At 63.1% G+C, this 18,838-nt stretch carries 16 protein-coding genes; 10 read left to right on the forward strand and 6 right to left on the reverse strand.

What is annotated here, in order from left to right:
* Nucleotides 1-96: 96 nt before the first annotated feature.
* From EN807_RS06050 to ppa, 5 genes are all read left to right on the forward strand, one after another.
* Nucleotides 97-891, forward strand: coding sequence for a YgcG family protein (locus tag EN807_RS06050; RefSeq protein ID WP_189522452.1), 795 nt, complete (start codon nucleotides 97-99; stop codon nucleotides 889-891).
* A 4-nt stretch (nucleotides 892-895) separates the two neighbouring features.
* Nucleotides 896-1,777 (forward strand): YgcG family protein, encoded by an 882-nt coding sequence (locus tag EN807_RS06055; RefSeq protein WP_135934260.1) that lies wholly within the window; start codon nucleotides 896-898, stop codon nucleotides 1,775-1,777.
* Nucleotides 1,778-1,785: 8 nt separating this feature from the next.
* A complete protein-coding gene (locus EN807_RS06060) occupies nucleotides 1,786-2,424 on the forward strand; it encodes a TPM domain-containing protein (RefSeq protein WP_135934261.1) in 639 nt (212 codons plus the stop codon).
* A 343-nt stretch (nucleotides 2,425-2,767) separates the two neighbouring features.
* The gene (locus tag EN807_RS06065) at nucleotides 2,768-3,274 is read left to right on the forward strand and encodes a GNAT family N-acetyltransferase (protein WP_029349110.1); all 507 of its coding nucleotides are present in this window, start codon (nucleotides 2,768-2,770) and stop codon (nucleotides 3,272-3,274) included.
* Between the two features lie 113 nt (nucleotides 3,275-3,387).
* Nucleotides 3,388-3,921, forward strand: a complete 534-nt coding sequence (gene ppa, locus EN807_RS06070) for an inorganic diphosphatase (RefSeq protein ID WP_023800478.1) — start codon at nucleotides 3,388-3,390, stop codon at nucleotides 3,919-3,921.
* Nucleotides 3,922-4,166: 245 nt separating this feature from the next.
* Here the strand turns inward: ppa and EN807_RS06075 are convergent, their stop codons facing one another.
* Both EN807_RS06075 and EN807_RS06080 read right to left on the reverse strand, forming a co-directional pair.
* Complete coding sequence (locus EN807_RS06075; RefSeq protein ID WP_135934262.1) at nucleotides 4,167-4,760, reverse strand: hypothetical protein; 594 nt, start codon at nucleotides 4,758-4,760, stop codon at nucleotides 4,167-4,169.
* A gap of 45 nt (nucleotides 4,761-4,805) precedes the next feature.
* Entirely contained in the window at nucleotides 4,806-5,411 is a 606-nt protein-coding gene (locus tag EN807_RS06080) for a TetR/AcrR family transcriptional regulator (RefSeq protein WP_127320204.1), read from the reverse strand.
* Between the two features lie 82 nt (nucleotides 5,412-5,493).
* Between EN807_RS06080 and EN807_RS06085 the strand changes: the two genes are divergently transcribed.
* Together EN807_RS06085 and EN807_RS06090 are read left to right on the forward strand one after the other, a co-directional pair.
* Nucleotides 5,494-6,777 carry an MFS transporter gene (locus tag EN807_RS06085; protein ID WP_135934263.1) on the forward strand — a complete coding sequence of 428 codons (1,284 nt, stop codon included), beginning with the start codon at nucleotides 5,494-5,496 and terminating at the stop codon, nucleotides 6,775-6,777.
* Between the two features lie 299 nt (nucleotides 6,778-7,076).
* The gene (locus EN807_RS06090; RefSeq protein ID WP_135934264.1) at nucleotides 7,077-8,651 is read left to right on the forward strand and encodes an alkaline phosphatase; all 1,575 of its coding nucleotides are present in this window, start codon (nucleotides 7,077-7,079) and stop codon (nucleotides 8,649-8,651) included.
* 109 nt (nucleotides 8,652-8,760) lie between these two features.
* Here EN807_RS06090 and EN807_RS06095 read toward each other — a convergent pair whose 3' ends face one another.
* Nucleotides 8,761-9,042, reverse strand: a complete 282-nt coding sequence (locus EN807_RS06095; RefSeq protein ID WP_135934265.1) for a hypothetical protein — start codon at nucleotides 9,040-9,042, stop codon at nucleotides 8,761-8,763.
* A gap of 200 nt (nucleotides 9,043-9,242) precedes the next feature.
* On the opposite strand from EN807_RS06095, the gene typA reads away from it, so the two are divergent.
* Nucleotides 9,243-11,072, forward strand: a complete 1,830-nt coding sequence (gene typA, locus EN807_RS06100) for a translational GTPase TypA (protein WP_135934266.1) — start codon at nucleotides 9,243-9,245, stop codon at nucleotides 11,070-11,072.
* 60 nt (nucleotides 11,073-11,132) lie between these two features.
* Here the strand turns inward: typA and EN807_RS06105 are convergent, their stop codons facing one another.
* Nucleotides 11,133-11,759, reverse strand: coding sequence for a DUF1062 domain-containing protein (locus tag EN807_RS06105; RefSeq protein ID WP_135934267.1), 627 nt, complete (start codon nucleotides 11,757-11,759; stop codon nucleotides 11,133-11,135).
* Nucleotides 11,760-12,152: 393 nt separating this feature from the next.
* Here EN807_RS06105 and EN807_RS06110 point away from each other — a divergent pair, with 393 nt between their 5' ends.
* Nucleotides 12,153-12,767 (forward strand): LysE family translocator, encoded by a 615-nt coding sequence (locus tag EN807_RS06110; RefSeq protein ID WP_135934268.1) that lies wholly within the window; start codon nucleotides 12,153-12,155, stop codon nucleotides 12,765-12,767.
* A gap of 60 nt (nucleotides 12,768-12,827) precedes the next feature.
* On the opposite strand, the gene EN807_RS06115 is transcribed toward EN807_RS06110, so the two are convergent.
* Both EN807_RS06115 and EN807_RS06120 read right to left on the reverse strand, forming a co-directional pair.
* Nucleotides 12,828-13,151 carry a YciI family protein gene (locus EN807_RS06115; RefSeq protein WP_135934269.1) on the reverse strand — a complete coding sequence of 108 codons (324 nt, stop codon included), beginning with the start codon at nucleotides 13,149-13,151 and terminating at the stop codon, nucleotides 12,828-12,830.
* A 115-nt stretch (nucleotides 13,152-13,266) separates the two neighbouring features.
* Nucleotides 13,267-13,830 (reverse strand): peroxidase-related enzyme, encoded by a 564-nt coding sequence (locus EN807_RS06120; RefSeq protein ID WP_135934270.1) that lies wholly within the window; start codon nucleotides 13,828-13,830, stop codon nucleotides 13,267-13,269.
* A 136-nt stretch (nucleotides 13,831-13,966) separates the two neighbouring features.
* On the opposite strand from EN807_RS06120, the gene EN807_RS06125 reads away from it, so the two are divergent.
* Nucleotides 13,967-18,751, forward strand: a complete 4,785-nt coding sequence (locus EN807_RS06125) for an NAD-glutamate dehydrogenase (RefSeq protein WP_135934271.1) — start codon at nucleotides 13,967-13,969, stop codon at nucleotides 18,749-18,751.
* The last annotated feature ends 87 nt before the right edge of the window (nucleotides 18,752-18,838 follow it).

The following is an 18,838-nucleotide window of genomic DNA, read 5'->3' on the forward strand; positions in this document are numbered from 1 at the left end:
ATTGGCGAAAGCCAATGCGATAGTCGATCTCCCGCCTTGCGGGGGAGATGTCCGGCAGGACAAAGGAGGGTGGGAAGGAACGCCAGCCTTGCATTCCTGCCGGTTGTTCTAGCCCTTCTTTGCCTTAGCCTCTTTCTCCCGCTCACCGCTCTCGCCGCCGAATTACCTGTTCTGACCGGGCGGGTTGTCGACAATGCCGGTATCATCGATGCCGCGACCGAGGTGGCGCTGACCCGGAAGCTCGCCGATTTCGAAGCCAAGAGCTCTGACCAGATCGTAGTCGCGACGGTTCCTAGCCTCGACGGCGAGGAGATCGAGCCCTACGCCAATCGTCTGTTTCGTGCCTGGAAGCTCGGCCAGACCGGCGAGGACAATGGCGTGCTTTTGCTGGTCGCCAATAACGACCGCAAGATGCGGATCGAGGTCGGCTACGGGCTGGAAGGCACGCTGACCGACCTGCACACCAGGTTGATCATCGAAAACGACATGGTGCCCGCATTCCGCGCCGGCGACTTCTCCGGCGGCATAGCCAAGGCCGTCGACGACATGGTCATGGTGCTGGAAGGCAATCCGGAAGAGCTGGAAGCGCGCGGCGAACGCAACCAGCAGCCGCCATTCAACACCGACGATCTGTTCTTTGCGATCTTCATAAGCATCTGGGCGATCATCTTCTTCGGCAGCATCGCCGCCTCCATCCTGCCACCGATCTTCGGCCGGAAACTCGGTCCTGGCCGCTATCGCTGGCTGGGCATGACCTTCGAGCCGAACCGGCGGTCTTCCGGTGGCTGGTCGGGAAGTTCTGGCGGAGGATGGTCGTCGGGTTCAGGCGGTGGCGGCTTTTCCGGCGGCGGTGGCTCGTCCGGCGGCGGCGGCTCATCGGGAAGCTGGTGACGATATGACAAGACGCGCCATCTGTCCCCCAGCTTCCGGCCGTTTCGCCGCGACGGTCGGCGCTGCTTTGGCGGCCATGGCGGTGCTGCTGGTCGGCTTCACCGCTCTCGCCGCCGAACTGCCTGTTCTGACTGGGCGGGTTGTCGACAATGCCAGTATCATCGATGCCGCGACCGAGGCGGCGCTGACCCGGAAGCTCGCCGATTTCGAAGCCAAGAGCTCTGACCAGATCGTAGTCGCGACGGTTCCTAGCCTCGACGGCGAGGAGATCGAGCCCTACGCCAATCGTCTGTTTCGCGCCTGGAAGCTCGGCCAGGCCGGCGAGGACAATGGCGTGCTTTTGCTGGTCGCCAATAACGACCGCAAGATGCGGATCGAGGTCGGCTACGGGCTGGAAGGCACGCTGACCGACCTGCACACCAGGCTGATCATCGAAAACGACATGGTGCCGGCCTTTCGCGCCGGCGACTTCTCCGGCGGCATCAGCAAGGCTGTCGACGACATGGTCATGGTGCTCGAAGGCAATCCGGAAGAGCTGGAAGCGCGCGGCACCCGCAATCCGGCCGACAGCAATTCTGTCGATCCCATTGTCGCGCTGTTCATCATCGTCTGGGCGACGCTGTTTTTAGGCGGCCTGGCGATGGCATTCCTGCCGCCGATCTTCGGCACAAAGCTGTCGCCGGGCGTGTATAAATGGCTGGGCATGACATTCCGCTATAGCCAAAGGTCGGGTTCCGCGTCCTCGGGCGGCGTCTGGACAACCGGCACCGGCAGCGGCTGGTCGTCGGGCCGTTCCGGTGGCGGCTGGTCGTCGGGCGGTGGCGGCGGCGGGTTTTCGGGCGGCGGCGGCTCGTCCGGTGGTGGCGGTTCTTCTGGAAGCTGGTGAGACACAACATGGCAACACGACCGATCAGCCCCGGGGATCATGACCGCATCGCCAAAGCGATCCGCGCCGCCGAATCAAAGACCGACGGCGAAATCTACTGCGTCGTGGCCTATGCCAGCGACGGCTATTTCTTTCCGGCGGCCTTTATGGCGACGCTGGCCATGCTCGTCGTCAGCCTCGCTGTCAGCTACGGGCTGGAAGCATGGTGGCTGTCGATCCGCGTGCCGCATTTCGTCATCGCGCAGCTTCTGGCGCTGGTCTCGGTCCTTGTCCTGTTGTGGGCGCTGCCCGGCTTGCGCATCCACCTGGTGCCGAGGCGGCTGCGCTACCAGGCCGCGCATGCCAATGCGATAAAGCAGTTCCTCGCCCGCAACGTCCACCGCACCACGGCGCGCACCGGCGTGCTGGTGTTCGTTTCGATTGCCGAGCACTACGCCGAAGTGATCGCCGACAGCGGCATCGACAGCCGTGTCGGCCAGGATGTCTGGGACAGCGTCGTCCGCGATCTTACCGCGCATGCCCGCGACGATCGTCTCGCCGACGGCTTCATCAAGGCGATCGAAGCGACGGGCGCGGTGCTGGCCGAGCATTTCCCGGTTTCTACCGGCGATAGCAACGAGCTGGACGACCATCTGGTCGAGATTTAAGAGCCTGCCTGCAAACGCTGCTCTGCCGGACGCCTGACGCGGTTTTCTGCGCTTCCGATGCTCACGGACCCAGCGCATGACCCCGGAAACCGAGATCGGTTTCTGGAAAAGGAATCATGCGCAATTGAAAGCGTTAGAGCGTCCTATGCGCGTCCAATTGGACGCGCGACGCTCTAATGTCCGCTGCGCTTCGGTTCTCAAAAACCGCGCCATTCGCCTCGGCAGTGCGCGGTTTCAGACAGGTTCTTTCGTATCGCAGGCACGTCTATCGTCTGTGCGAAAGCTTGGGAGCCGCTCACCGGACTCTTGCAATCGGGCGATGCGGGTTTATGGTTAACCAATCATGAAGACGCTGAGTATCGACATCAGGAAAGCCGAGCCGCGCGACGCAAGCGCCATCGCCGACGTGCACCTGCTGGCCTGGCGCGGCGCCTACTCCGGCATCATCCCGCATCGCACCCTGACATCGATGATCAACCGCCGCGGCGCCGACTGGTGGGCGAACGCCATCCGCCGTGCCGCCACCGTTCTGGTCGTCGAGATCGGCGGCAAGGTCGCCGGCTACGCCACGATCGGCAAGAACCGCGCCCGCGAGCTCAAGCAGCAGGGCGAGATTTACGAGCTTTACGTGCGCCCGGAATACCAGGGCATCGGGCTCGGCAGCCGGCTATTCTCGGCCGCACGGGCGCGACTGGCGGATCATGGCCTGAAAGGCATGGTGGTGTGGGCACTGGAAGACAATCAGAACGCGCTCACCTTCTATGCCGGCGCCGGCGGCCGCGATGTCGCCGAGGGCGTCGAGATCTTTGAGCAGAAGGCTCTGAAGAAGGTCGCCTTCGTCTGGGAATGACGGCTCGACACGCCTCTCGCTAACACCCCTCAGCTGCTTTCAGTACCATTCGCCGCATTGCACCATGCGCCGCTGGCCGCTATCGGTCTCCTATCAAAAGAGGGACAAAAGCCATGCGTATCGAAGCCATCGCCATCGGAAAGAACCCGCCGGAGGACATCAACGTCATTATCGAGGTGCCGATCGGCGGCGAGCCGATCAAGTACGAGATGGACAAGGAGGCCGGCACGCTGTTCGTCGACCGCTTCCTGCACACTTCGATGCGCTATCCCGGCAATTACGGCTTCGTGCCGCACACGCTGTCAGGTGACGGCGACCCGATCGACGTGCTGGTCTGCAACACGCGCGCGCTGGTGCCGGGCTGCGTCATCAATGTGCGGCCGATCGGCGTGCTGGTGATGGAGGACAATTCCGGTTTGGACGAAAAGATCATCGCGGTGCCTTCGCCCAAGCTGACGCTGCGCTACGAGAACGTCACCGAATACACGCACCTGCCCGACATCACCCGCCAGCAGGTGCAGCACTTCTTCGAGCACTACAAGGATCTCGAACCCGGCAAATGGGTCAAGATCGAGGGCTGGCACGACGCCGCCTACGCCAAGAAGATGATCGTCGAGGCGATCGAAAGGGCCAAGGCAAGCAAGTAGCCGAACGCCCGAACTTGACCGAATGGGCTGTCGCCGGTTGAGGTTGGCCGAAGCCCCTAAGCTTCGTCATCCTCGGGCGGAGCAAGGAGCGTAGCGACGCAGCGCAGACCGCTGGATCCATGCCGTGACGTCAAAGCGCCGCAACGGTGCAGAATTCTGGTCCGCTGCGCACTTCGGTTGATGTCACGGAATGAATCCCAGGGTCTGCGCTCCGCTTCGCGTCGCTCCGCCCAGGGATGACGAATTCAGTTATCGACGCGGCCGAAATCGGGTGCGTTGCCGATAACCACGCGCTTGTCCTTGCCGCAGGCAAAGGTGCGTGCCTTCTCGTCGGCGAGTTTTCGCGCCTCATCATTGGCGGCCGGATTGCCGGTGGCCAGCACCAGGCCGACGGTGCAGCCCTCATAGTTCTCCGGCTGGGCGACCTTGGCGACGATCAGCACGTCGGTTGGTTTGTTCTCCCCCTCGGGATTGCTGATCGAGCGACGGTGGATGACCGCGAAAGGAATGGCAAGATCGCCGTTCGTCTCGATGCGCCACTCGAGTTTGGGTGCAGCCGAATTGAAGGCGATGAAACTCTCCCAGACCGCGGTCATGTCGCTGGAGGGAAAACCATAGAACAGCGATTCCCGGGCATCGTCGTAGGCGATCAGCACCGGGTAGCCGCGATAGCCCGAACAGGCAAGACTGGCCCAGTCGCCTTCGCCTTCTTGCGCCTGCGCGTAGGTCACGCAGTCCTTCTTCCAGTCGAGATCAGTGTAGGCGCTGGAAATGTCGCCGGCCTGGGCAGCTTGGCAGAGGCCGGCAAGGGCAAGCGGGATCGTCAAAAGGCTACGCATCGCGGACAACTCCGTTTCGAGGCTGCCACACGGTATCGTTAAACGCTATTTCTTCAAGCTCGCTTCGATCAGCAGGTCGGCGTTCCGGGCCACAGACTTCGCCGGTCCGCCGGCACCGAACAACTGGCCGCTGATATAGGCACCTTCGATCAGAAGCAGCAGCCCGTCGCCCAGTGTATCGGCGTCGCCGGCACCCATTGCCGCTGCCATGGCGCGCAGGCGTCGTCGCAATTCCTGTTTGTTGGCCTCGCTCACCACGCGGGCCGGGTGGGCATGTTCGGGATATTCGACAGCCGCATTGGTCATGCCGCAGCCGCGATAGTCTGGCTTTTGCGTGCGCTTGCCGATGCGTGTCAGGAAGGCAGCGATCTGCGCGCGCGGATCGCCGGGATGGGCAGCCACCGCCTCGTCGAAGCGGGCCCAGAACTCCAGGTCGTATTGCCGGAGATAGGACGCGGCCAATTCGTCCTTGGAGGGAAAGCTGCGATAGAGGCTGGGCTTGGTGACGCCGGCACGCCGCACGATCTCGTCGACGCCGATCGCCCTGATGCCTTGCCGGTAGAACAGGTCGCGGGCAACGCGAAGGATTTTTTCGCCGGCGCGCGGAGATGCCACTTCATCCGCTTTGATCGTTGGTTCAATGTTTTTCATCTTCGATGTGCCGTGGCCTGCTTGACAATGTTACCGATCGGTACGTATCACTCGGTACAATTGGAACGTACCGGTCAGTAACATGATAGCTCAATCCCGTCCGTTTGGCCAGCGCTACGCTTTCGTCGTGGTCGCCGTCATTTTCCTGTGCCTGCTGATCGCGGCGGGCCTGCGGTCGGCGCCGGCCGTCATGATGCTGCCGCTGGAGGAGAGTTTCGGCTGGCGGCGCGATGTCGTTTCGCTCGCCGCGGCCATCGGCATCTTCCTCTACGGCCTGACCGGGCCGTTTGCTGCGGCACTGATGGAACGGATCGGGCTGCGCCGGACGCTGCTGGCGTCGCTGGTGTTGATGTCGGGCTCGACGGCGCTCAGCCTGTTGATGACCGAGCCGTGGCACCTGCTTCTCACCTGGGGCGTATTCTCCGGCGTTGGTTCCGGCGCGGTCGCCACGGTGCTCGGCGCCACCATCGTCAACCGCTGGTTCAAGACCAATCGCGGCCTGGTGATGGGACTGATGTCGGCCTCCGCCGCCACCGGCCTGCTGGTGTTCCTGCCGCTGCTCGCCGCGCTCGCCCAGTCGGGCGGCTGGAAGCCTGTCGCCATCGCCATTGCGGTCGCCACTGCCTGCCTCGTGCCGCTGGTCTGGCTGCTGGTGCCGGAGCGTCCGGCTTCGATCGGCATGGTGCGCTACGGCGCTGACGCCGACGACGTGCCGCCGGTTGCGCCGGCCTCGCAGGGCAATTTTCTCACGCACACACTCAGCACGCTGCGCCGTGCCGCCGGCACCCGCGTGTTCTGGTATCTGTTCGCCACCTTCTTCATCTGCGGCTTCACCACCAACGGACTGGTCGGCACGCACCTGATCGCGTTTTGCGGCGACATGGGTATCGGTCAGGTGCAAGCCGCCGGCCTGCTGTCGCTGATGGGCATCTTCGATCTGATCGGCACGACGCTGTCGGGTTGGCTCACCGACCGCTTCGACCCGCGCAAGCTGCTCGGCGTCTATTATGGCATCCGCGGCCTGTCGCTGATCTATCTGCCTTATTCCGGCTTCTCGTCGACCAGTCTGATCATCTTCGCCGTGCTCTACGGATTGGACTGGATCGCCACCGTGCCGCCGACGCTCAGGCTGTCGAACGAGGCGTTCGGCGACCGCAGCGGGCCGATCGTCTTCGGCTGGATCGTCGCGGGCCATCAGGTGGGCGCTGCGGCCGCCGCCTTCTTCGGCGGCACCATGCGTGAATTGCAGGGCAATTACGAGCTTGCCTTCCTCATCGCCGGCATGACGGCGATAGCCGCAGCCTGCATCTCGCTGTTGATCAACACCAGCCGTCCAGCCTTCGAGCCGGAACCGCAGGCGGCCTGAGTTGTGACGGCTGAGCGCTAAATTCCCCCATGAGGGGGGAGATGGCCGCGAAGCGGCCAGAGGGGGTCGGTCCGACCAGGCTCAGCGCCTTATCGCAGACGCAGGTGGTCGGTGCTCCACGCGAGACGACCCCCTCTGTCGCCTTTGGCGACATCTCCCCCTCAAGAGATTCTCAAGAGACCCTCAAGAGAGATTCGCCAGTCTGTTGGTTGTAACGAAACCTTCATGGTTTCGAGATGTGCCTGAAACATTGAGGCTGGACTTTGGCGGCGACGTTCAACGCCATCCAGGAGACAGCCATGAACAAGATTTCGATGACCCGGCGCGCCTTCGTCACGTCCGTGAGCGCCGCCGGCCTCGTCGGCGTATCGGGCCTCGCGCTTCCCTATTATTCGCGCGCCAATCAGCGGCCCGCCTTCACCCATGGCATCCAGTCGGGCGATGTCGACGCAACCAGCGGCGTGGTGTGGACTCGCACCGACCGCCCTTCGCGCGTGATGTTCGAAGTGTCGTCGACGGAAGATTTCGCCAACGCCGTCCGTCTTGCGCCGCTCGATACGTCGCCGGCCAGCGATTACACGGTAAAGCGGCTGCTCACCGACCTCGCCTCCGACCAGGACATCTTCTACCGCATGACCGCGGCCGATCTCGCGGACATCAACGCCGTCTCCGAGCCGATCGTCGGCCGCTTCCGGACGGCGCCGGCCTCGAAGCGCGACATTCGCTTCGCCTGGTCGGGCGATACCGCCGGCCAAGGCTGGGGCATCGACGACACCGGCATGAAGACCTATGCCACGATCGGCAAGCATACGCCCGACTTCTTCCTGCATTCCGGCGACACCATCTATGCCGACGGCCCGATGAAGGACGAGGTCGACCTTTCCGGTGGCAGCAAGTGGAAGAACAACGTCCTCATCGACGAAAAGCGCAAGGTTGCCGAGACGCTGGACGAGTACCGGGGTCAGTGGAAATACAACATGATGGACAGGAACGTGCTGGGGCTCAACGCCATCTGCCCGACCTTTTACCAGTGGGACGACCACGAGGTGGTGAACAACTGGTCGGATTCGAAGGACCTGAGCGCCGACGACCGCTACTCCGAAAAAAACATCCATGTGCTGGCGGCACGGGCGGCACGCGCCTTCCACGAGATGACGACGATCCGCTACGAGCCGTCGGAACCGGGCCGCGTCTATCGCAAGATCGCCTACGGGCCGCTGCTCGACGTGTTTTTCCTCGACATGCGTTCCTACCGCGGCTCCAATGGTCCTGGCATGCAGGATACGGTGACGCCGCAATCGCGCATCCTCGGCGAACAGCAGATGAAATGGCTGAAGCGCGAACTGGCAAACTCCAACGCGACCTGGAAAATCATCGCCGCCGACATGCCGCTCGGTCTCGTCGTCTGGAACGACGCCACCGGGAAGGCCGGCGCCGAGGCGGTCAGCAACGGCGACAGCGGTCCGGCCAAGGGGCGCGAGCTGGAAATTGCCGACCTCCTTCGCTTTGTAAAGAATGCTGGTATCAGCAACACCGTCTGGCTGACCGCCGACGTGCACTACACCGCGGCGCACTACTACAATCCTGATAAGGCGCAGTTCCAGGATTTCAATCCGTTCTGGGAATTCGTCTCCGGTCCGCTCCACGCCGGTACATTCGGTCCCAACGATTTCGACATGACCTTCGGCCCGGAGCTGAAATTCATCAAGGCGCCAACCGCCGAGCAGGGGCAGAACCTGCCACCCTCGGCCGGCCTGCAGTTCTTCGGCCTCGTCGACATCGATGGCGCCACTGAACAGATGACGGTGCGGCTGATGGATCGCGACGACAACGAACTCTACAAGGTCACGCTCGATCCGGTGCAGTCGGCGTGAGAGGGAACTTCGCGATTAGCGGAAGCGCAGGCAGGGCAGAGGGGGCGTGAAGGATCACTGCGGAACGGACCTTGCGGATCTCAGTGTGGCCGCGACGTCGCTACGCTTGCTAATCTGGATAGCAGACGGTTGGAATGTTGGGCCAGACCGCGCGGTCGCAGTTGGCAGCCTCCTGCCTCTGCTTGAAGGCGGTGCTAACCGGCCCGGTCACCACCGGGTCGACGCCATCGGGAGCATCGGCAAATAACTGCTCCGCCGTTCGTGTGTCGGACGGCAGGGCAGGCCGCGTTTCCTTCGACGTCGCGGCCGATTGTGCCGCGCCTACCGCAAGGAGGACGGCGAGGGCCGCCCATGCGAGGATTGGCCGGTATCTGGTGCCCGTATTGCTCATGAAATTTGAACTGTCCCGACCGCGAAAGGTTCCGCTTTGGTTAATAATTCCATTTCACACCAAGACGCTTAAGATTTGGTGACCATGTATTTGGTGGCGCGCCTCCTCTTTCGCAATTGCGAAAAACCCTGTATGAGCCGCCCAACCGAAAGAGGCAGCGCCTTTTGGCCTGCTGCCTGCAACGCTCCCGAGACCGCAACATGAAAATTCGTAATATCGCGATCATCGCGCACGTCGACCATGGAAAAACTACCCTCGTCGACCAGCTCCTGAAACAGTCCGGCTCGTTCCGCGACAACCAGCGCGTCGCCGAACGCGCCATGGATTCGAACGACTTGGAAAAGGAACGCGGCATTACCATCCTGGCCAAGGCGACCTCGGTCGACTGGAAGGACACTCGCATCAACATCGTCGACACTCCCGGCCACGCCGATTTCGGCGGTGAAGTCGAGCGCATCCTGTCGATGGTGGATTCGGCCATCGTGCTGGTCGACGCCGCCGAAGGGCCGATGCCCCAGACCAAATTCGTCGTCGGCAAGGCGCTCAAGGTCGGATTGAAGCCGATCGTCGTCATCAACAAGATCGACCGGCCGGACGCCCGCCACGTCGAGGTGGTCAACGAAGTGTTCGACCTGTTTGCAGCGCTCGACGCGACCGACGAGCAGCTCGACTTCCCGATCCTTTACGGCTCGGGCCGGGACGGCTGGGCCTCCGAAAACCCCGAAGGTCCGAAGGACCAGGGCCTGGCGCCGCTGTTCGACCTCGTCATCAAGCATGTGCCGGCGCCGACCGTCCATCCTGGCCCGTTCCGGATGATCGGCACCATTCTGGAGGCCAATCCGTTCCTCGGCCGCATCATCACCGGCCGCATCGAATCCGGCACACTGAAATCCAACCAAGCGGTCAAGGTGCTGCATCATGACGGTACCCAGGTCGAAACCGGCCGTATCTCGAAGATCCTGGCTTTCCGCGGGCTCGAGCGCCAGCCGATCGACGAAGCGCAGGCGGGCGACATCGTCGCCATCGCCGGCCTGTCGAAGGGCACCGTCGCCGACACGTTCTGCGACCCGTCGGTGACCGAACCGCTACATGCGCAGCCGATCGATCCGCCGACCGTAACGATGTCCTTCCTCGTCAACGATAGCCCGCTGGCCGGCACCGAAGGCGATAAGGTGACCAGCCGCGTCATTCGCGACCGCTTGCTGCGTGAGGCCGAAGGCAATGTCGCGCTGAAGATCGAGGAATCGCCGGACAAGGATTCGTTCTTCGTCTCCGGCCGCGGCGAATTGCAGCTTGCCGTGCTGATCGAGACGATGCGCCGCGAAGGTTTTGAGATCGCCGTGTCGCGACCGCGCGTCGTCATGCAGCAGGGTGACAACGGCGAATTGCTGGAGCCGGTCGAGGAAGTCGTTATCGACGTCGACGAGGAGCATGCCGGCGTCGTCGTGCAGAAGATGTCGGAGCGCAAGGCCGAGATGGTCGAATTGCGCCCCTCAGGCGGCAACCGCCAGCGCATCGTCTTCCACGCGCCGACGCGCGGCCTGATCGGCTACCAGTCGGAACTGTTGACCGACACGCGCGGCACCGCTGTCATGAACCGGCTGTTCCATGCCTACGAGCCTTACAAGGGTGAGCTGCCGGGCCGCACCAACGGCGTGCTGATCTCCAATGAGCAGGGTGAATCAGTGGCTTATGCCATGTGGAACCTGGAAGACCGCGGTCCGATGGTCATCGATCCGGGCGTCAAGGTCTATCAGGGCATGATCATCGGCATCCATTCACGCGACAACGACCTCGAAGTGAACGTGCTGAAGGGCAAGAAGCTGACCAACATCCGCGCCGCCGGCAAGGATGAGGCGGTGAAGCTGACGCCGCCGATCCGCATGACGCTGGAACGCGCGCTGGCCTGGATCCAGGATGACGAGCTGGTCGAAGTGACGCCGAGGACCATTCGCCTGCGCAAACTCTATCTCGACCCGAACGAGCGCAAGCGTTTTGAGAAGTCGGCGAAAGTGGTCGGCGCGGCCTAAGCCACTTTTCTTGGCGATTATGAGGGAGGGAGCACGCGCGTGCTCGCTCCCTTTTTGGTTTTATCCACCGGCAGCCGAGATGATGACTTCCCGGTCGGGCTCACCGACGAGCTCGATGCGGATCACCATCCCCGCTCGAGGTGGCTTGCGCAAAGCTTTGGCCCCGTCCGGACCAACGACCAGCAATCGCTTCTCTTCCCAGGCCTGAAGCCGCGATCGCGAGATGCCGAGTTCGCTGGCGAGCAAGCGGTCGAGCCGCAGTGCTGTCGGAATTTCGAGGCCGAGCTGGAGGTCGAGAGTGGCGGTGTTCTCCGGTTTGCCGTCGAGTCTTTGCTTGTGAACTGTGACGTCAGAAAACTCCTCGACGCGCCCGATCCTGCTGCGCAATGCGACAACATCGAAGGCATGACGACGCGCCAGGGCCGGGTCGTTGCTTGCGAGCGCCTGCAGCAGCGCGGGCTCGATGTCGCGGCGATTGCATCGCTCCAGAATGCCGAAATTCCAGGAATTGTCGCAATCGACGCAGCGGTAGATCAGCCACGCATCGATGCGTTTGCCGTTGGCGTTGACGCGGAATTTCCCGCTGCTGTGGTAAGCCTTCAGGCCGTTGCAGCGGTTGCAGTTGATCAGAGGTCGAGGTGCAGTTTTGGGCGCGATCACCCAGCGGATACGCAATATCGAAGACATGCCGAAAACCCTTCCCTCGGGAAGTTCGTCAGATCGGCGATGTCGAGATGCCCATGCGGGCACGGCGTGGCGGGAGGCTGCGGTGGTCGGAAATCAGGCGTCGCGGTGAAAAGCGCGCGACAGCGGTTCAGCAGTGCCAAACCGGTCTCGAACCGCCACCCTGAGGAACACATGAAATGAACACAGGCATCGCGAGTGCGGCGCCATGCATAGTGTCGGGGGAGTTGACGAGACCGGTGGTTACGTAGGCAAAGTGAAGCTCGAAAACGTGTCGGGGCGAAACTTCTAGCTGCGACGCGGCGGGTCGACAAGCTCTCCTTGATCGGTGCTACCGCAGGTGGAACACTTGCGCTACAAGCGAGCAATCGAACGTCTCAAACAAAGATCCCGGTCATGCATCTCACCTCGCTCCTGATCTTCGCCGCCGCACTTTTCGTCGCCGCCGGCTCGCCCGGCCCCTCGATTGCAGCTCTGGTGGCGCGGGTCATCGCAAAGGGTTTTCGCGATGTGTTTCCGTTCCTGCTCGCCATGTGGATCGGCGAGGGTATCTGGCTGTCGCTGGCGGTGTTTGGGCTGGCGGTGGTGGCGCAGACCTTCCATCTCGCCTTTGTCGTGCTGAAATGGGTCGGCGTCGCCTATCTCGCCTACCTCGCCTGGAAGATGTGGACGGCGCCGGTCGAGGCGCGCGAGGGCGAGATGCCGCGCGAAGAGTCGGCCGTCAAACTGTTCTTTGCCGGCATGGCGGTGACGCTCGGCAATCCCAAGATCATGATGTTCTATCTGGCGCTGCTGCCGACCATCATCGATCTCGCCTCGGTGACGATCGTTGGCTGGGTCGAGCTGACGCTGACCATGGCCGTGGTTCTGGTCGCCATCGATCTGGCCTGGGTGCTAGCCGCAGCGCAGGCGCGGAAACTGCTGAAGAGCAAGCGGGCAATGAAGATCGCCAACCGCGTCAGCGCCGGCACCATGGCCGGCGCTGCGGCGGCGATCGCGGCGCGGTCCTGAGCATGATCCCGAAAAGTGGAAACCGGTTTTCGGAAAGATCATGCTCAACCAAGCTACGCGTCAGCCCATTTCGATGATTGGCGCGATCTCGATGCTGAAAGCCGGGTCCTTCAGGATAGGACAATCCTTGGCCTTGCTGACGGCATCGTCAATGTCTTTCGCCTCGATGATTGTATAACCGGCGGTTGGATTGCTGCCGCCATTGTTCTCGACCTTGCCGTCAGGCAGCACCGTCTTCGACATGCCGACCGGATTGCCGCCGTCGACTACGGCCGAGCCAAGCTTGCCGTACCAGCCATTCCAGGCTTCCATCGCCGCTTTCCGTTCGGCCTCATCGGTCGGCATCTTGCCCGAGCCATGATAGACGTAGAGAAATTTCGCCATGGTCTCCTCCTTGATCTAGCGGCATCGAACCGGCATGCGGTCGCGCCGCACTGCGATCATCGGACCAAAACGGCGAACACGCAACGAGAATGCGCGGCAGCTAATATAAAGATCATCACCGCGCCATCGCATGGTATTCATCGTTCGGCCGCATGTCGACCGCCGCCGCCACCCGGTTCGACATGTTGAAGAAGGCGGCGGTTGAGGCGATGTCCCAGATGTCGCGGTCGGAAAAGCCGGCCTCGCGCAAGGCCGCACGGTCGGTCTCGACGATCTTGCCCGGCTGCTCAGTCAGCTTCACCGCGAATTCGAGCATCGCCTTCTGTTTCGTGGAAAGGTCGGCGGCGCGGAAATTCATCGCCATCATCTCGCCGAATGCCGGGTCCCCGGAAAGCTGGCGCACCGCCGCGCCATGGGCGGCGAGGCAATAGTAGCAGTGATTGATGGAGGAGACGGCGACCGCGATCATCTCGCGCTCCAGCTTCGACAGGCCGGATTGGCCTAGCATCAGATCGTTATACATATCGGTGAAAGCACGCAGCTTCGTCTCGTCGAAAGCGTAGGCCAAAAGCACATTGGGAACGAGGCCGAGCTTCTCCTCGCATTTGGCGAAATAGGCTTTTGTCGCTTCGCTCAGCTCGGCGGGTGCGAGATCGAGTGCGGTGATTTTGTCCGTCATGGCGGATGTTCTCCTCATTTTCGATGACCTCACCGGCGAATTCCGACATTTCGTCGCAAGCCGTCAAACCTTTGTCGCCAAGCGCCGGTCATCTGCTACCATAGTTTTAAAACATATGACGGGAGGGACTAGCGACATGGCCGGCCTGAAATCCCCAAGCCAGTTGAAAAAGATGAGCACAGCCAAGGGCAGCGAAAAACCCGCCAGGCTTGCCGACTACCTGCTGGCCCGAGCGCCGGCCGAAGATGTCGCCGCCTATGACGTCGCCGACCTCGAACGCGCCGCCGATCTCGCCGGACGCGCCGTCGCCAGGCACAAGAAGGGCGATTGCGTCGTCGCCATAGAGGTCGATTCCGGTGTCGTCCGCCAGGGCAGGCCGATGACCGTGATCACCGTTGTCAACGACAACATGCCGTTCCTGTTCGATTCCATTCTCGGCGAGATCACCGAGAGCGCCGGCGAACCGCTGCTGGTCACCCATCCGGTCATCGTTGTCAGGCACGGCAAGAGCGGCGTCGACGAAATCCTCGGCGATGGCGGGTTCGCCAAGGGCGATCACAGTCATGAACGGCTGAGCGTCATCCACGTCCATATCGGCCGTCTTTCGCCCGAGCAGGCCGAGGCCTTGGCTGAGCGGCTGAAGAAAATATTAGGCCAGGTGCGCGCCGCTGTCACCGACTGGAAGCCGATGCTGGCCCGCCTCGACCAGGCAATCTCCGAGTTCCGCTACGCTCCGGTGCCGCTCGAGAAGGCCCACGTCACCGAAGCGATCGCCCTCCTCGAATGGTTGCGCGACGACAATTTCACCTTCCTCGGCATGCGCGAGTTCAAATATACCGGCGGCGAGAAGAGCGGCACGCTGGAGCGCACCGAAAAGCCCGGCCTGGGTATCCTCTCCGATCCCGACGTGCTGGTGCTGCGGCGCGGCACCGAAGCGGTGTCGACGACGCCGGAAATCCGCGCCTTCCTGCACGGGCCGGAACCGCTGATCGTCACCAAGGCCAATGCCAAATCGTCGGTGCACCGCCGCATCTATCTCGATTACATCGGCGTCAAGACCTACACCGCCAAGGGCGTGCTTGCCGGCGAGTTGCGCATCGTCGGCCTGTTCACCTCGACCGCCTACACGCGCTCGGTGATGAAGATCCCTTATCTCAGGTCGAAAGCCGAAACCATCATCGCCAAATCCGGTTTCAACCCTGAAGATCACTCCGGCAAGGCACTGATCAACGTGCTGGAGAGCTACCCCCGCGACGAGCTGTTCCAGGTTCCGGTGCCGATCCTGCGCAAGCACGCCGAAGCCATTCTGGGGCTGATCGAGCGGCCGCGCGTCAGAGCGCTGGTGCGGGCCGATCAGTTCGACCGCTTCGTCTCGATCCTCGTCTTCGTGCCGCGCGACCGCTACGACAGCGTCGTACGCGAGAAGATCGGCACCTATCTGAGGACGGTGTTCCAAGGCCGGCTGTCGGCCTACTACCCCGCCTTTCCGGAAGGCGGGCTGGCGCGTGTCCACTTCATCATCGGCCGTTCCGGCGGCAGGACGCCGAAGATCGACCAGGCGACGATCGAGGCAGCGATCCGCGCCATCGTGCGGACCTGGGACGACATTCTGCGGGAGACGGCGGCCGAGAGCGGCGCCGATGCGGCGCTCACGGCGATCGCTTCGCGCTTCTCGGGAAGCTATCGCGACAGCTTCTCGCCGGCGGAGGCGTTGGCCGATGCCGGGCGCATCGCCAAGATCAGCGCGGCCAATCCGATCGCCATCGACTACTACCGTCATGCCAACCAAGAACCGCATCAGGCGGCGCTGAAGATCTATCACCATGGCAGCCCGGTGGCGCTGTCGCGGCGGGTGCCGGTGCTGGAGAACATCGGCTTCCGCGTTATCAGCGAGCGCACCTTCGAGGTCGGGGACGAGGCTCCCGGCTTGGTCTTCATCCACGACATGGAGCTCGAAAACAGCTACGGCAAGCCGATCGACCTTGGCGACCGCGGCGCGCTGTTCGAGGACGCGTTCCTTTGCGTCTGGCGCGGCGACATCGACAATGACGGCTATAACGGCCTTGTCCAGACCGCCGGCCTGTGGTCGAGCGAGGTCACCATCCTGCGCGCCTATGGCCGCTATCTGCAGCAGGCCGGGATCCCGCAGAGCCAGGATTTCATTGCCGCCGCGCTCAACCGCTATCCGGAGATCGCGCGTGGCCTGCATGAGCTGTTCGTCGCCCGCCTCGGACCGACGGCGGAGACGGAAGGGGTGGTCGCGGCCAAGCATCTCAAGGCAAAGATCAGGGATGCGCTGGAAGAGGTTCCAAACATCGATGACGACACGATCATCCGTCGCTACCTAAACCTGATCGAAGCCTCACTACGCACCAATCATTTCGTTCCCGATCTGAATGAGAAGGGCCAGTCGCTGGCGATCAAGCTCGATTCGCAATCGGTCGACGGCCTGCCGGCGCCGCGGCCATGGCGGGAGATCTTCGTCTACGGTTCCGAGGTCGAGGGCGTGCATCTGCGCTTCGGCCCGGTCGCCCGCGGCGGCCTGCGCTGGTCGGACCGCGCCCAGGACTACCGCACCGAGGTGCTCGGTCTGGTCAAGGCACAGCAGGTGAAGAATGCGGTGATCGTGCCGGTTGGCGCAAAGGGGGGGTTCTATCCGAAGAAGCTGCCGATGGGCGCCGGCCGCGACGCCATCTTCGAAGCCGGCGCGTCCGCTTACAAGAACTACGTCTCCAGCCTGTTGTCGATCACCGACAATATCGGCCTCGACGGCGTCATTCCGCCAGCCGGTGTGATCAGGCGCGACCAGGACGATCCCTATTTCGTCGTCGCCGCCGACAAGGGCACGGCGACCTTCTCCGACACCGCCAACGCTATCAGCGAGAAGCATGGCTTCTGGCTCGATGACGCCTTCGCCAGCGGCGGCTCGGCCGGCTACGACCACAAGAAGATGGGCATCACCGCCAAGGGCGCCTGGGAAGCGGTCAAGCGGCATTTCCGCGAGATGAACCGGGATATCCAGACCACGCCCTTCACCGTCGTCGGCGTCGGCGACATGTCGGGCGACGTGTTCGGCAACGGTATGATCCTGTCCGAGAAGACCCGGCTGATCGCCGCCTTCGACCATCGCGACATCTTCATCGATCCCGCTCCCGACATGGCGGCTTCGATGGCCGAGCGCCGGCGCATGTTTGCCCTCACCCGGTCGAGCTGGCAGGACTATGACAAGACAAAACTGTCGGAAGGCGGCGTCATCGTCTCGCGCAGCCAGAAGTCGATCACGCTGCCGCCGGCCGCAGCCGCGGCGATCGGCCTCGGCAAGACGACCGCCTCGCCGGTCGAGATCATGAGCGCCATCCTCAAGGCGCCGGTCGACCTTTTGTGGTTCGGTGGCATCGGCACATATCTGAGGGCATCGACCGAAACCAACCAGGACGTCGGCGATCGCGCCAACGACGCTATCCGGGTGACGGCGCTCGACGTGCGCGCCAAGGTCATCGGCGAGGGCGCCAATCTCGGCGCGACGCAGCGAGCCCGCATCGAGTTCGGGCTGAATGGCGGGCGCTGCAATTCCGACGCCATCGACAATTCGGGCGGCGTCAACTGCTCGGACGTCGAGGTCAACATCAAGATCGCGCTGGCTTCCGCCATGCGCAAAGGGGCGCTGACCCGCCCAGCGCGCAACAAGCTTCTTGCCGAGATGACCGACGAGGTGAGCGCGCTGGTGCTGTCCAACAATTACGAGCAGACGCTGGCGCTGTCCCTTGCCCGCAAGCGCGGCCTTGCCGACATCGCCCATCAGAGCCGTTTCATGGCAGCGCTCGAGGCGCGCGGTCTGCTCGACCGCAATGTCGAAGCTCTGCCGTCGCCGGCAGCCCTTGCCGAGCGCGAGGCGCGCGCCGAGCCGCTGACCAGGGCCGAGCTCGGCGTGCTGTTGGCCTATGCCAAGATCGTGCTGTTTTCCGACATCGTCGCCAGCGACGTGCCGGACGATCCGCATTTCGACCGGGACCTGATGGGCTATTTTCCGGACCGTATGGCGAAGAAATACGCGGCCGAGATCCATGGCCATCGCCTGCGCCGGGAAATCATTGCCCGTGTCGTCGCCAACGATCTGGTCAACCGGGGCGGCCCATCCTTCGTCAACAGGCTGCAGGAAGCAACCGGACGCAGTGCGGCCGACGTGGTCCGGACCTTCGCCGTGGTGCGCGACGGCTTCGGCTTGCCGGCGCTCTATCGCCAGATCGATGCGCTCGATAACCAGATCGACGGTCAGGTGCAGCTCGACCTCTATCAGGCGGTTAGCCGGCTCACCTATGTGGCCAGCGGCTGGTATCTCAAGAACGATAGCGGCACCGCACCGCTCGGCCAACGGATCGCCGAGTTGCAGGACGCGCGCAAGGCACTGGAGCCGAAGCTGGTTTCGCTGCTGCCGGCCTTCTCGCGCGAGCGGATCGAGGAGCGGCGGCATGGTCTGTCCAAGGGCGGCGCGCCCGAAAGACTGGCAGAACAGCTGGCGCTGACCGATGTGGCGGGCTTCGTCCCTGACATCGCGCTGACGGCCCGAACGGCGAACGCCGACATTGTCGTCGCTGCGAAGGCGTTTTTCGTGGTCAGCGATGCCTTCCGCATTCCGCGCGTCGAGGATGCGGCGCGCTCGATCGCGCCGTCCGACTACTATGATCAATTGGCGCTTTCCCGCGCCACCGACACGATCGGCGCGGCCAGGCGCGGCATCGCCGTGGCGGCGCTCACCGGCCATGCCGAGGCGGCGGACCCGGTGGCGGCATGGCTGGAGGCCGGCGGTGAAAGGGTCGGGCGCATCCGCGAGCGGCTGCAGGCACTCACCGAGGGCGGCGACATCACCGTGTCGCGGCTGTCGGTGGCGTCGGGGCTGATCAGCGACCTGACGGCGCTGTGAGAAGTCTTCCGAATCGCGCGCGATTGCCGGCAAGAACTGCGCTATAGAGCGAAACGGTTCCCCGCTTCGGGGGTACCGTTTGTGGGA

The sequence above is a fragment of the Mesorhizobium sp. M5C.F.Ca.ET.164.01.1.1 genome, from assembly GCF_004792125.1.
Taxonomy (GTDB): domain Bacteria; phylum Pseudomonadota; class Alphaproteobacteria; order Rhizobiales; family Rhizobiaceae; genus Mesorhizobium; species Mesorhizobium wenxiniae.